Origin of the sequence: Halalkaliarchaeum desulfuricum, assembly GCF_002952775.1 — an archaeon.
Taxonomy (GTDB): domain Archaea; phylum Halobacteriota; class Halobacteria; order Halobacteriales; family Haloferacaceae; genus Halalkaliarchaeum; species Halalkaliarchaeum desulfuricum.
In genome coordinates this window covers 3,032,426-3,044,987 of the sequence record NZ_CP025066.1, presented here as the reverse complement: position 1 = coordinate 3,044,987, position 12,562 = coordinate 3,032,426, and the positions used below count along the sequence as shown (strand labels likewise).

Annotated in this window: 15 protein-coding genes; 4 read left to right on the top strand and 11 right to left on the bottom strand. The window is 64.9% G+C overall.

Annotated elements, in window-relative coordinates; genetic code table 11:
- Positions 1 to 38 precede the first annotated feature (38 nt).
- Together AArcSl_RS15130 and AArcSl_RS15125 are read right to left on the bottom strand one after the other, a co-directional pair.
- Positions 39 to 668 (bottom strand): vitamin K epoxide reductase family protein, encoded by a 630-nt coding sequence (locus AArcSl_RS15130; RefSeq protein WP_119822033.1) that lies wholly within the window; start codon positions 666 to 668, stop codon positions 39 to 41.
- Between the two features lie 244 nt (positions 669 to 912).
- Entirely contained in the window at positions 913 to 1,383 is a 471-nt protein-coding gene (locus AArcSl_RS15125; protein ID WP_119821075.1) for an OsmC family protein, read from the bottom strand.
- 170 nt (positions 1,384 to 1,553) lie between these two features.
- Between AArcSl_RS15125 and AArcSl_RS15120 the strand changes: the two genes are divergently transcribed.
- Both AArcSl_RS15120 and AArcSl_RS15115 read left to right on the top strand, forming a co-directional pair.
- A complete protein-coding gene (locus tag AArcSl_RS15120) occupies positions 1,554 to 2,549 on the top strand; it encodes a radical SAM protein (protein ID WP_119821073.1) in 996 nt (331 codons plus the stop codon).
- Positions 2,550 to 2,610: 61 nt separating this feature from the next.
- A complete protein-coding gene (locus AArcSl_RS15115) occupies positions 2,611 to 3,708 on the top strand; it encodes an aminopeptidase (protein ID WP_119821071.1) in 1,098 nt (365 codons plus the stop codon).
- 14 nt (positions 3,709 to 3,722) lie between these two features.
- Here the strand turns inward: AArcSl_RS15115 and AArcSl_RS15110 are convergent, their stop codons facing one another.
- The 4 genes from AArcSl_RS15110 to AArcSl_RS15095 all read right to left on the bottom strand — a co-directional run bounded on the left by AArcSl_RS15110 (position 3,723) and on the right by AArcSl_RS15095 (position 6,093).
- Positions 3,723 to 4,235 (bottom strand): YlaK family protein, encoded by a 513-nt coding sequence (locus AArcSl_RS15110; RefSeq protein ID WP_119821069.1) that lies wholly within the window; start codon positions 4,233 to 4,235, stop codon positions 3,723 to 3,725.
- A complete protein-coding gene (locus tag AArcSl_RS15105; protein WP_119821067.1) occupies positions 4,236 to 4,538 on the bottom strand; it encodes a hypothetical protein in 303 nt (100 codons plus the stop codon).
- A 107-nt stretch (positions 4,539 to 4,645) separates the two neighbouring features.
- Positions 4,646 to 5,230, bottom strand: coding sequence for a cysteine hydrolase family protein (locus tag AArcSl_RS15100; RefSeq protein ID WP_119821065.1), 585 nt, complete (start codon positions 5,228 to 5,230; stop codon positions 4,646 to 4,648).
- A complete protein-coding gene (locus AArcSl_RS15095; protein ID WP_119821063.1) occupies positions 5,227 to 6,093 on the bottom strand; it encodes a hypothetical protein in 867 nt (288 codons plus the stop codon). Before AArcSl_RS15095 ends, AArcSl_RS15100 begins: the two co-directional genes overlap by 4 nt.
- A 121-nt stretch (positions 6,094 to 6,214) precedes the next feature.
- Here AArcSl_RS15095 and AArcSl_RS15090 point away from each other — a divergent pair, with 121 nt between their 5' ends.
- Together AArcSl_RS15090 and AArcSl_RS15085 are read left to right on the top strand one after the other, a co-directional pair.
- Positions 6,215 to 6,865, top strand: coding sequence for an HVO_2922 family protein (locus AArcSl_RS15090; protein WP_119821060.1), 651 nt, complete (start codon positions 6,215 to 6,217; stop codon positions 6,863 to 6,865).
- Between the two features lie 137 nt (positions 6,866 to 7,002).
- Positions 7,003 to 7,332 carry a DUF7853 family protein gene (locus AArcSl_RS15085; RefSeq protein WP_119821058.1) on the top strand — a complete coding sequence of 110 codons (330 nt, stop codon included), beginning with the start codon at positions 7,003 to 7,005 and terminating at the stop codon, positions 7,330 to 7,332.
- Between the two features lie 12 nt (positions 7,333 to 7,344).
- Here AArcSl_RS15085 and AArcSl_RS15080 read toward each other — a convergent pair whose 3' ends face one another.
- The 5 genes from AArcSl_RS15080 to nikC are packed head-to-tail and all read right to left on the bottom strand — an operon-like array spanning position 7,345 to position 12,488.
- Positions 7,345 to 7,569: a winged helix-turn-helix transcriptional regulator gene (locus AArcSl_RS15080; RefSeq protein WP_245883448.1), complete on the bottom strand. Its 225-nt coding sequence runs from the start codon at positions 7,567 to 7,569 to the stop codon at positions 7,345 to 7,347.
- The gene (locus tag AArcSl_RS15075; protein WP_119821056.1) at positions 7,497 to 7,946 is read right to left on the bottom strand and encodes a class I SAM-dependent methyltransferase; all 450 of its coding nucleotides are present in this window, start codon (positions 7,944 to 7,946) and stop codon (positions 7,497 to 7,499) included. The genes AArcSl_RS15080 and AArcSl_RS15075 overlap by 73 nt, the downstream gene beginning before the upstream one ends.
- Before the next feature lie 3 nt (positions 7,947 to 7,949).
- Entirely contained in the window at positions 7,950 to 9,479 is a 1,530-nt protein-coding gene (locus tag AArcSl_RS15070; protein WP_119821054.1) for an ABC transporter substrate-binding protein, read from the bottom strand.
- Positions 9,472 to 11,658, bottom strand: a complete 2,187-nt coding sequence (locus AArcSl_RS15065) for a dipeptide ABC transporter ATP-binding protein (RefSeq protein WP_119821052.1) — start codon at positions 11,656 to 11,658, stop codon at positions 9,472 to 9,474. Before AArcSl_RS15065 ends, AArcSl_RS15070 begins: the two co-directional genes overlap by 8 nt.
- Positions 11,655 to 12,488: a nickel transporter permease gene (nikC, locus tag AArcSl_RS15060; RefSeq protein ID WP_119822031.1), complete on the bottom strand. Its 834-nt coding sequence runs from the start codon at positions 12,486 to 12,488 to the stop codon at positions 11,655 to 11,657. The genes AArcSl_RS15065 and nikC overlap by 4 nt, the downstream gene beginning before the upstream one ends.
- Positions 12,489 to 12,562 lie beyond the last annotated feature (74 nt).

Here is a 12,562-nt window from a genome sequence, read left to right as displayed (position 1 = left end):
TACACTTTCCTATCGAAAACAGGTTGCAGTTCGGTCGATCAGACGAACGGGACCGGATCCGGGAGCGGAAGCATCGGAACAATGAACATTCCGAGGATCGTCAACACCCCGATCACGACCGGAACGAGGATCTGCGAGAACCGGGTGGCGCCGATGACCGTCCCAAAGTCGCCGAGCATGCTCCCCAGCGACGGGGTGTCACTGATCCGGAGGATGCCCAGTTCGAGCCCGAACAGGATCACCGTCGCGCTTGCTGACATCATGCAGAACGGGCAGATCTCGCCGATCGGGACCAGCTGGAGCCACACGAAGTACGCCGACGCCAGGACGCCGGAGGCGGTGATCGGCGTGAGGATCTTGATGATCAGCGGGTGCCGGGTGTCGAACCACCACAGCGCCAGCCCGATCGTGGTCAGGTAGTAGAACCCGCCCAGCGTCGCCAGCGGGATGCCGAACACGTACGCCCACGAACTCGTGATCACCTCGATGCTACCCTGCACCGGCGCGTCGGCCGGAATTGCAGGCAGTGCGAACATGTGAATCGACGTCAGCACAACCGTCACCAGCCAGCCAACAAGCGCTACAGCGGTGAAAACCCCGAAAAGGGTCGTCACCCGCGGTGAATACTCCCACTCGTAATCGAACACGTTCTTGGTCGATGTACCCATTGCCATACAAGACTATTGTAAGATGTGGTATTAAAATATTGTGCTTTGATTGCAATACCTGGTTCGACAAGGGCTAATAAAAGGCCGTATAACGAAGGGGCACATCCCGGAAGCTGCTCCGGAATTGTGTATAATTTGCCTACCAACCTCCGCTCCCGAGGTCCTGCTGGTCGAGTTATCCATCTCTTCTCCACAGTAGTTCACCGATCGCGACAAAGCGTAGTCGACGGCAGAAAGAACTCGGTTATCGCGTCGTCAGTTCGATCGCGACCGGCGTCTCGTTGGCGACGTTGTCGGTCACTGGACAGCGATCCTCCACGGCTGCGAGCCACTTCTGGAGGGTGGCCTCGTCGGCGTCGGTCGTCGCCGTGATCTCCACGCGAAGCCCCTGGTAGCCCGCCCGGACGCCCGCGGCGTCCTCGAGCAGTTTCGAGGGGTCGAGTGCGCCTTCGATCTCGAATTCGAGGTCGTCGATCTCGATGCCGTACTCGTCGGCGACGAGGTGGCAGACGACGTTCAGACAGCCGGCCAGCGATCCCGCCAGATATTCGACGGGATTTGGTCCGTCGTTCTCGCCGCCGAGCTCCTCGGGTTCGTCGATGACGAACTCGAACTCGCGGGCTTCGACAGTCGTTTTCGTGGCGGTTTCGGCGGTTGCAGTCACGCCGAAGGTCGGTACGGAGTCGCGGTCGGATTGTTTCTGTTTCTGGCTCACGGGTTCCCCTCGGGACGAGCCGGATAAAGGGCCACCCGCACCGGCAACACGCGTCCGTTGTCGGCGCCGCCGGCAACACTCGCCGCACGGCAGGCGGTCCGCGACAGGTCGGATTTCCGGAACCGATTTCGCACGCTTTTTGGTCTCCGAGCCGCTAACACGGTTACTTCATGATCTCCGAGGGCTGCGAGCAGTGCGCCAAAGGCGGGAAGCTGGTGCTTTTCGTATACGGGTACTGCGACCAGCGCGACTGCTTTTACTGTCCACTCGGGGAGAACCGCAAGAACGTCACGGACGTGTACGCCAACGAGCGGCTCGTCGAGTCCGACGAGGACGTTCTCGAAGAGGCCCGGCTGATGGACGCGCTAGGCTCGTCGGTCACCGGCGGCGAACCCCAGGAGGCGATGGAGCGGACTTGCCACTACATCCGCCTTTTGAAAGACGAGTTCGGCGAGGATCACCACATCCACCTGTACACCGGGATCACCGGCGGGCGGGAGAACATGCGCCGGCTCGCGGAAGCCGGTCTCGACGAGATCCGGTTTCACCCCCCGCTCGAACTGTGGGGCGACCTCCACGGCACCGAGTGGGAAGAGATCCTCTATATCGCCCGTGAGGAGGGGATCACCCCGGCCTTCGAGATCCCGGGAATCCGCGCGGAGCCGGAGTTCCTGGAGTTTCTCGACGAGGGCGCCGCGGAGTTTTGCAACGTAAACGAATTCGAGATGAGTCAGGGGAACTACCGCCGGATGCAACAGGAGGGGTTCGAGCTCCAGGAGGGGCACATGTCCGCCGTCGACGGATCGAAGAACGCGATCCTCGAGGAGATGGCCGCCCACGAGCGCGTCTACTTCTGTACCAGCGTGTTCAAGGACGCCGCCCAGCACCGCAACCGGCTCAAACGGATGGCCAGAAACATTCGCCGGGAGTTCGACGAGGTGACCGACGACGGCACCATCGTCTACGGGAAGACCCGCACGGATCCCGAACGGTTCGAGCAACTGGGCGTCCCCGAGGAGTTTTATGCCGCAAAGCGGAACCACGTCGAAATCGCCTGGTGGCTGCTCGAGGAGATGATCGAGGAGGGCGATCTCGCGGACGGGGAAATCGTCGAACAGTACCCCACCGTCGACGGGACCGTCGTCGAACGCACGCCGTTGGCGTGACGAAGCGTACCGTCGACATCGGATCGCCACGCCCTAATCGTCGGGAGCACACAGCAGATACATGGACGAGCGCGTCTCCGAACACGCACAGCTTTTGGTCGACTGGAGCGCCCGGATCGAACCGGGCGACGACGTCGTGGTCTCGGTCGCCGAGGATGCCCACGATCTGGCGGAGGCAGTCGCCGAAACGTTGGGCGAGCGCGGGGCCAACCCGATGTTCACCTACGCCTCCGACGAGCTGACGCGGGCGTACCTGCAGGCGCACGACGGGGAGTTCGAGCCGGACCCGGACCACGAACTCGCGCTGTACGAGGCGGCCGACGTGGTGTTGCGCCTCGGCGGCGGACGGAACACGGCCGCGATGGCGGACGTTCCCCCCGACCGCAAGCAGGCGCACTCGCGGGCCCGGAAGGGGATCCGCGAGGCCCGGATGGCGACCGACTGGGTGTCGACCGTCCATCCGACCCGGTCGCTGGCCCAGCAGGCGGGGATGGCATACGAGGAGTACCGGGAGTTCGTCTACGACGCGGTGTTGCGCGACTGGGAGGCGCTGGCCGAGGAGATGCAGCAACTGAAGGAGATCCTGGACGCGGGAAGCGAAGTCACGCTCCGAAAGGAGCGGACCGATCTGACGATGTCGATCGAGGGACGCACCGCGGTCAACTCCTGTGCGTCGGTGGCGTACGACTCGCACAACCTGCCCTCCGGCGAGGTGTTCACCGCGCCGGCGGCGACCGAGGGCGAGGTGTCCTTCGACGTGCCGATGACGATCAACGGCAAGCGCCTGCGGGACGTGCACTTGACCTTCGAGGGCGGCGAAGTTGTCGATTTCTCCGCCGGGGAGAACGAGGCGGAACTGGCGTCGATCCTCGAAACCGACGATGGCGCCCGCCGTCTCGGCGAACTCGGGATCGGGATGAATCGCGGGATCGACCGCTACACGGACAACATCCTGTTCGACGAGAAGATGGGCGAGACGGTCCACCTGGCGCTCGGGCGGGCGTACGACGCCTGCCTCCCGGAGGGCGAGTCGGGCAACGACTCGGCGGTCCACGTCGACCTGATAACTGGCATGGACGAGGATGCGACACTATCGGTCGATGGCGAGGTGATCCAGCGCGACGGGCGGTTCCGATGGGAAGACGGGTTCGACGGCTAGGGATACGGTTGCTGTCAGGACCCTTCGAACAACGAACGAGCCCGTCGAACGTAGCTGTTCGCCTCCCAGCTGCGGGCATCACTGATCTCGTCGAGGAGTGTACGAGCATCGGTGACGGACAGCCGATCGGTTCGAACGAGTACCGAAAGCAGCGTCGGTGTCGTCACGAGCCTGGTATCCGAAAGCGACGCGTGGATCAACCCGAGTTGTGAGAATTCGTCACAGAGGAGGAGTCCAGCACCGAGTTCGTTCGCGAGAGTGACAGCAGCGTTCTCTCCGTCGTCGAGCGGAAACCCGACGTCGAGTTCGACCGACTGAACGTCGAGAACATCTGTTCGATCGAGGACAACAGTTGCGGCACGACCGTGTGCGTCATCGTACGAGGAGATCTCCTGGAGCTCTTCGAGAACAACTGCCGGGACGACGACTTCGTAGCGAGCCAGACACAGCGCGAGCGGTTCGGGTTCCGCGTCGGCGACAACTCCGAGACTGACGAGAGCGGAGGCGTCTGCGACGAGCGTCGTCATCTATGCGTCGGCGACCTCGTCGATGAAGTCTGCATCCAACTGCTGTTTCAACACGCGGAGGTTCGCCGCCTCTTCGGCACCGACGAGCGATTCGAGTTGTTGGAAGGAAATCTCGTCGTCGTAGTAGGCGGCCGCAATCTCCTGGACGAGCGCGGTGTCGTGTGTGGCCTCCTGAAGGTATTCCCGCAGCGCTGTTACGAGAATATCTGTCCGGTCTTCCCCGAGAACCTCTGCGAGGGCATCGGTCCGATCGATGAGTCGGTGTGGTGCCCGAAACTGAACGCGCTTTTTGTCGGTGCTCATTGTGTGTACATTGTGAGCCAATCTACTTAGCTATTGTCGTGTGTACAGTGTGAGCCTCTCTGGATCGCATCGCCGAACGTCGCCACAGTACAGGGAGATCCTGTCGGTCAGTCCCCAAACCTGATTTCCTCGACTGTCGTCCGTTCGCCGAACAGCCAGTCGGCGTGGTCGACGGCGTACTCTCGGTGATCCGCTTCGATCGCACCCAGCGCGTCCTCGACCAGCACCGGTCGGAAGTCCCGCAGTCCGGCGCTGCCGGCGGTGTGGAGCACACAGACGTTCGCCAGTGTCCCACAGATCACCAGGTCCCGGAGGTGTCTCGTCTTTAGCCACCCCTCCAGTTCGGTCCGGTAAAAGGCGTCGTAAGTGTGCTTCTCGACGACGTGATCCTCGGGTCTGACCTCGAGGTCGTCGTGGATCTCCGCCTCCCAGGAGCCCTCCAGCACGTGTTCGCCCCACTGCTCGAACTCGTCGTAGTAGTGGGCGTCCTCGAACTGCTCGGGTGGGTGGACATCCCGAGTGAACACCACCTGGGTGTCCGCCTCGCGGGCCCTGTCCAGGAGTGTCGAGATTGGGTCGAGCGCATCTTCGCTGCCTGGGGCATAGAGGCTCCCGTCGGGATGACAGAAGCCGTTTTGCATGTCCACCACAACGAGTGCGGTGCTGTCGGAATCGAACGTGAACTCGCTCATATCCGGTTGTACGCATCGAACGTCCCTAAAAACTTCCTCGCGGCCACTTCTCCGGCGGCGACGAGCAGCGGGAGGCCGAGAAAGAAGAACCACGCCCCGACGTACAGTGCGTGAGGATCGCTCGGGCCCGCGACGTACGCCTGGGTGTGGACACTGTTGAGAAACAGGACGATCGCGACGGGGAGCGGCCAGACGAGTCCAAAGCGCACGAGCAGATACGTCGGCACCGCAAGAAGCGCAACCCCGCCGACCGCGCCCCACACCAACAGCAATGGCGATCCGAAGATTCCCCAGCCGGCCGCATAGCCCAGCGACGCGACTGCGTGGAGTCCGCCGGCCGCGAGGGCGACCCGGAGGGCACCCTCTCGGGTTGTGGTTCGCGTGATCCACGACAGCCTCGACCACCCGCCCGGGTCGGGAACCCGACCCGAGCGCGCCCGGGCGACGTGCTCCCACACCCCGGCGAGGACGGCGCCGACGAGCCAGACGTACCACGCCCCGACGTATTTGACGATGTAGAGTCCGTCCTCGACGACGGTGTGACCGGTCGGCTCGTCGATGCCCGGTTCGATATCGGCGACGTCAACGAACGTCGGGTCCGGCGGTGCCAGTTCCATCCCGACCGCGTAGCCGCCGATCACGGCGACGACGAAAAGCGGCGAGGCCAGGCGATCCTCGAACGCCAGCCACGCCGGCACCGCACCCAAAAGCACCAGCCCGCCGTAGCGCCACGCCAGCGCAGACGGCGCCAGCGATCCGGGCCCGTAGTCGTAGCCGTATCGGAGCGCAACCCCGACCACGACGGCGGCGTGGACGATCCCGATCAGGAGGGCGAGCACTGCATGGAGGGCGGCGCGTCGCATGGTCGTGTCCCCTTGCGCGAAAGACTTAAAATGGCGTCACGATTTAGCCCGGTGTCCCTCGGCGCGCGAGTCTCCGACCGACCTGGTGTTTCTTGTAGTCTCCCGCCGATCAGTCAACTGTATGACTGATGAGACGCTCCACGAGTCTACAGAGGTACAAAAGCGCGGCCGACTGGCGACGTTCTTCGGTCGGCTGGCCGATCGGTTCCGGAGCGGCGAGGCGGTCCCGATCGACGACGGCCAGAGCGTGACGATCGATCCGCCCGCGGAGGCGGAGATGGAGGTCGAACTCACGCGGGATGGCGACGACATCCACCTCGACATCGGGCTCGAGTGGCCCGAAGACGGGGGACAAATCGAGACTGACGTCGTCGCCAGCAAGGCTCGCTTCGAGGTGTACGAGGACAGGGGTGGGAACGTCCGCTGGCGGCTCGTCCACCGCAACGGCAACGTGATCGCCGACTCCGGCGAGGGATACGCATCCAAACAGAAGGCCAAGCAGGGACTGGAGAGCGTCCGGCGCAACGCTCCGGGCGCGTTCGTCGTCGACGAGTCGAAAGACGAGGAGGCACCTCCCGAGGGCGGCAGCAACGCGACGTTCGAACTGTTCGAGGACGTCGAGGGGCGCTGGCGCTGGCGGCTCCGCCACGAGAACGGTAACGTCATCGCGGATTCGGGGCAGGGGTACGCCTCCAAACAGAAGGCAAAACAGGGGCTCGGAAGCGTCCAGAAGAACGTCGGCGGGGCGCCCGTCGAGGAAACCGATTCCTAGTCGAACCCGAGTCGGTCCCCGCGGACTCGTTTCTGGAACCGAACCCGATCCGACCGAAGTATCTTTCGAGATACCTGTGGTAAGAGTTAACAATGAGCATGACGTAGGGGTGGACGCCTAACACGAGATCGAAGGTCATGTCCAGTTCACAGCACACAGGTCGGTCGGTCGCGGTATCGATCCCACGGGAGGAGCAGTGGACGCTACACCACGTGCTCCTCGACCGGATCGAACGAGAACGCACGGCGGAGTCCCCGGAGCTGGGGCCCCCGTCGATCGAGGTGTATCGGGCGTTCGATCGCCTGGACGACGGCGAGACAGCGTTCACGCTCGCACAGCTCGAGGCGGTGCAGTCGGTGCTGTCGGCGTATCACCACGCACCGACCGACTGGGAGCTCGACCGGCCGGAGATCGAGGCGCTGTTAGTCCGCGTCTCGGACGCGATCGAGAGGGCGGAGGCGACGTAGGTTTTCGTTTTCTCACTCAGTTTCCGTCGCCAGTTCGTATTCGTGTGCCCAGACGTGGAGGTGGCCGAAGGCGGGAAACAGCGCCCGCGCCTTCTCGGTCGGTTCGTACTCCACACGCGGGGGAACTTCGTCGTAGGCAGTTCGCGAGAGCAGTCCGGCGTCGGTCAACTCGGCGAGCCGCGTCGAGAGGGTGTTCGGGGGAACCTCGAGGGTCGATTCGAGGTCGCGAAACCGCAGCGGGCCGTCAACACGTCGAATCGATCGTCCGGAAACGGCAACGACACCGCGTCGCCGATGCAAAAACCGGCCGAGAGTTCCCGGCTGTCGGCTTTCGAACGGGCCCGGTCGATCATCTCGGCGGCGATGTCGACTCCGGTGACGTTGTGGCCCAGATCCGAAAGCAACAACGAGATGACGCCGGTCCCACACCCGACGTCGAGGACGTCACGGGGATGTTCACCCGTCCACGCCCGAAGCCGGTCCAACCAGGCGTCACGCTGGTCTGTGCTGTGGATGCCGGAGATTCCGTCACTGTCGTATTCGTCGGCTCGACCAGCCCAGTAGCGTTCGACCGCTGTTTTGCTGGTTTCCGCCGGTGAATCCCTGTCAGTCATGACTCATTTCCCCTCCAGATTGACGTGTTCGAGCCCGTACTGCGTCTCGGCCGGATGGGGGTCGTAACCGCGGACGTCTGCCGATGTCGCGATCACGTTCGTGTAGCCCGTCAATACGGCTATCGGCACGTCATCGAGGACTGCCGACTGGACAGCGTGGTATTTCTGTCGGCGAATTTCCGGATCGAAACTCGCTCTGGCTTCCTCCAGCAGGCGATCCACCCGGTCGTTGTTCCACCCGTGCTGGAGCGCTCCCGCAGAGTGAAACAGGTCGGTGAGCCTGTCCGGATCCGGATAATGCCAGTTCCAGGAGGTCAGATACGCGTCGAACGGATCCCGGGAGATTCGATCGACCATGGTTCCGTACTCGAGGATCGCGAGTTCGAACTCGATTCCGATGTCGGCGAGTTGACTCTGGAGCACCTCGCCAATCAGGGGCAGGCTCCGGGCGTCGTAGGTGTAACAGTCGACTGACAGCCGTTCGTCTCCGTTCGTTCGGGTCCCGTCCGATCCCGTCGTCCATCCCGCGGTCGACAACAGGTCGTCGGCTCGCTCCGGGTCGTACTGCGGTCCGTCGACGTCGGGATCGGCCCAGCTGGACATCACCGGCGGGATCGGCTCGCCCACCGGGTCATCGATTCCCTCGAGGACCGATTCGGTGATCGCGGCCCTGTCGATCCCGTGGGTGACCGCCCGCCGAACGCGGCTGTCGTCGAACGGGGCGGACTGTGTATCGAACGTCAGAAACCGGAGCCGGGGGATCGTCGGCGTGTACACGTCGATCCCGTCCGCCGCTTCCAGATCCGCGACGAACTCCTGGGGCAGGATGCGGGCCATCTCGAGTTCGCCGTTCTCGAGTTTCAGCCGGCGGGTCTGATCGTCCTCGACGACCTCGTATCGGACAGACTCGACCGACGGAACCGTGCCGTGATACTCCTCATTTCTTCGGGCACGCAGTTCGGCCCCGGTCTCCAGCGAGTCGAAAACGAACGGGCCGGTCCCGATCGGTTCGATTGGGTCGTCATCCAGGGCGTCGGGACTCAACACGACCGCCTCGTGGCGGGACATGTGAGCCAAAAGCGGCGCGAACGGCGTCTCGGTTTCGATGGCGATCGTCACGTCGTCGACGGCCTCGACGCTCCGGACCGGGACGTTGGCGAACGCGTTCGAGCTGGCGGCGCGACGGAGCGACGGGAGCGCAGTCCGGGCATCGAGCTGCCGGCCGTCGTGGAAGGTCACGCCCTCCCGGAGCGTGAACTCCCAGCGCGTCTGTGTGACCTGCTCCCAGTCGGTCGCCAGGCTCGGGGTCGGTTCGACGTCGTGAGAAACGCCCACCAGCGCTTCGGTGATTCCGACCCGACGGAGGGCGTACCCGGATTCGAGGGGATCCCTGTCGATGCCCCACGGTGAGCCGACGTGTAACGCCGCCCGCTCGTCTCCACCCAGACAGCCGGCAACGCCGAGGATGCCGGCGGCCGCGGTCGTTTGCAGGACGGTGCGTCGGTCGAATTCGCCTGCTGTCAGATCAGTCATTTGTTTGTCGTTTTTGAACCCTGTCGTTCGAGGCCGTGTCCGTCCGGATGTCGTCGTTCGCGACTGTGTCCGTTCTCGTTCCCGTTTTTGTTCGCGAGTGGTACCGGAACCACGCGTCAACGTGATGGCACCGCGAACGTCCGTCGCCGACGGTGACGACCGGTGGTCGGGACGTTTCACACGTCTCGTCGGCGATCGGACACCGGTCGTGGTACGCACAGCCGGCGGGCTGCTCCGTCGGATCCGGTGGCTCGCCCGCCAGGTCGCCCACTGTGGCGCCTTCGGTACCCGGCGCGGCGCTCATCAGCGTCCCGGTATAGGGGTGGCGCGGTTCCGAGAGCACCTGTTCGGCCGGGCCGGTCTCGAAAAGCGCCCCGAGATACATCACGGCGACCCTGTCGGCGACGTGACGGGCGACTTCGAGGTCGTGGGTGACGAACAGATACGTCACCCCGAGTTCCGCCTGCAGGTCCGAAAGCAGGTTGAGGATCCGCGCCTGGACCGAGACGTCCAGGGCGGTCGTCGGCTCGTCGAGGACGAGCACCGACGGTTCGAGCGCGAGCGCACGGGCGATCGCGACGCGCTGTCGTTGCCCGCCCGAGAGCTGGCGCGGATACCGCTCGGCGTGGTCCGGCCGGAGGTCGACCAGTTCGAGGAGGTTCTCGATGCGATCCTGTCGACGCGAGGGGGACCACCCGGCTTCGACGAGCGGTTCCGCGATCGCCGCACGGACGGTTCGACGGGGATTGAGGCTGGTTGCGGGGTTCTGGAAGACGACGCCGACCGCTTCGAGCTGGTCTGGCTGCCGGGACTCGACACCACCGACCGGCTCGCCGTGCAGCCGAACGGTTCCCCTGTCGGGCGTCTCGAGACCGGCGATCAGTCGCGCCAGCGTCGTTTTCCCGCATCCCGATTCGCCGACCAGCGTCAGGGTCTCGCCGGCCTCGAGTTTCAGCGAGACGTCCGACACTGCTGTCAGCCGATCTGTCGTTTTGCGGAGCCGAGCCAAGAGTCCGTCGTCGGTGCGGAAGGATTTCGTGACTCCGTCGAGTTCGACCGGCGGGGCGGTCGAACCCCCATCCGACGATTTGCGTGCATGTGTCGTATCGCCGGGGACATCCTCCCGCTCGCCGCGGTTCGAAAGCGCCCGGAGGGGGCTTTCCCGTGCGTCGGACACCCCACAGCGGACGGTGTGGGCGTCGGACACGGAGACGACCGGGGGCGTCGACCGCCGGCAGTGTTCGACCGCGGCCGGACAGCGGTCAGCGAACGCACAGCCGTCGCCCCCGGTCTCGGAGGAGGGACGGCCGCCGACTGTCGGCAGTCGGTTCCCGGGGTCGGTCCAGCCGGGACGACACGCCAACAGCGATTTGGTGTACGGGTGGACCGGATCGCTCAGCACCGCCCCGGTCGGTCCCGTCTCGACGACGGTCCCCTCGTACATGACGACGATACGGTCACAGATTCGGGACACGACGCCCAAATCGTGGCTGATGAGGAGCATCCCCATCCCGAACGACTCGTTGAGCGTCGCGAGACGATCCAGGATCGCGGCCTGTGTGGTCGTGTCGAGCGCGGTCGTCGGTTCGTCGGCGACGAGGACGGACGGTCGTCGTGCGAGGGCGATCGCGAGCATCACTCGTTCGCACATCCCCTCGCTGAGCTGGTGTGGATAGGCGTCGACGCGGTCGGCGGGCTGGGGCATGCCGACCTCCGCGAGTAACTCGACGACACGGTGTCGGGTAGGTTCGGTGTCGAGTCGTGTTCTCGCCCGGGACAACAGCGCTCCCACGAGCGATCGACTGTCCGGTTGATCGTCCGGCTGTCGATCGGCGCAAAGCGCCTCGGCGATCTGCTCGCCGACGGTGTAGACCGGGTTCAGCGCCTCCGAAGGGTGCTGGAAGACGATCCCGAGCTCCCGGTTGCGAAGCCGACGCAGTGTCGGCTTCCCGGCGGTCGTCAGGTCCGTCCCATCGAAGGTAATGGTTCCACGGGCGATCTCGCCGGGCGCTTCGAGCCTGACGATCGAGCGGGCGGTCACCGACTTCCCACAGCCGCTTTCGCCGACCAGCCCGACGATCTCCCCGTCCCCGACTTCGAAGGACGCGCCGTTGACCGCGCGGACGGGGGCAGATCCCGTCGGAAACCGGACGTGAAGGTTCTCGACGGTGAGGGTCACGTTGGCTTCCTCCTGGTACGATTTCCGAGATGATCGGGGTCGAGAACGTCCCGGAGACCGTCACCGAAGACGTTGCATCCGATGACGGTGACCATGATTGCCACGCCCGGGGCCGTGACGAGCCACGGGGCCGTACGGAGGTACTCGCGGCCGCCGGCGATCATCGTTCCCCACTCCGGTGTCGGTGGTTGTGCGCCCAGCCCCAGAAACGAGAGCCCGGCCGCGGTCAGCACGATCGACCCGAGGTTCATCGTCGCCAGCACGAGCACCGGATTGACGACGTTCGGCATCAGATGGCGGCGGGCGACGCGTCGCGGCGGCGTCCCGTAGAGCTGGGCGGATTCGACGAACGCCCGATCCTTCACAGCCAGGACGTTCGCCCGGACGACACGGGCGTAGGACGCCCAGCCGACCACAGAGAGGGCGATCAGGACGTTCGTGAGACTCGGGCCGAGCACACCGGCGACGACGAGAGCGAGCACGAGCCCGGGAAACGCCAGTTGGATGTCGACGAGCCGCATGAGCGCCGCGTCGACGACCCCGCCTGCATAGCCCGCGACCAGTCCGACAGCGGTTCCCACGCCCAGCCGAACCGCCGTCGCTACCAACGCGAGCACGAGCGAGACGCGGGCACCGTAGACGAGTCGCGTGGCGACGTCACGGCCGAGCGCGTCCGTTCCCAGCGGGTGGGCGAGCGACGGTGCCGCAAGCCGGGAGTCGAGAACCTGCGCTGTCGGATCGTACGGGGAGACGACCGGCCCCAGGACGGCAACGATCGTCAGCACCGCCACGATCGAACCGCCCAGACGGACGCCGGCGTTGTGCCGCATCGACCGCACGAACGACGAGTCGACGCGGCGGAGCCACGCCGAGAGTCCCCACGGGGCTGCCCCGACGCGCTCCC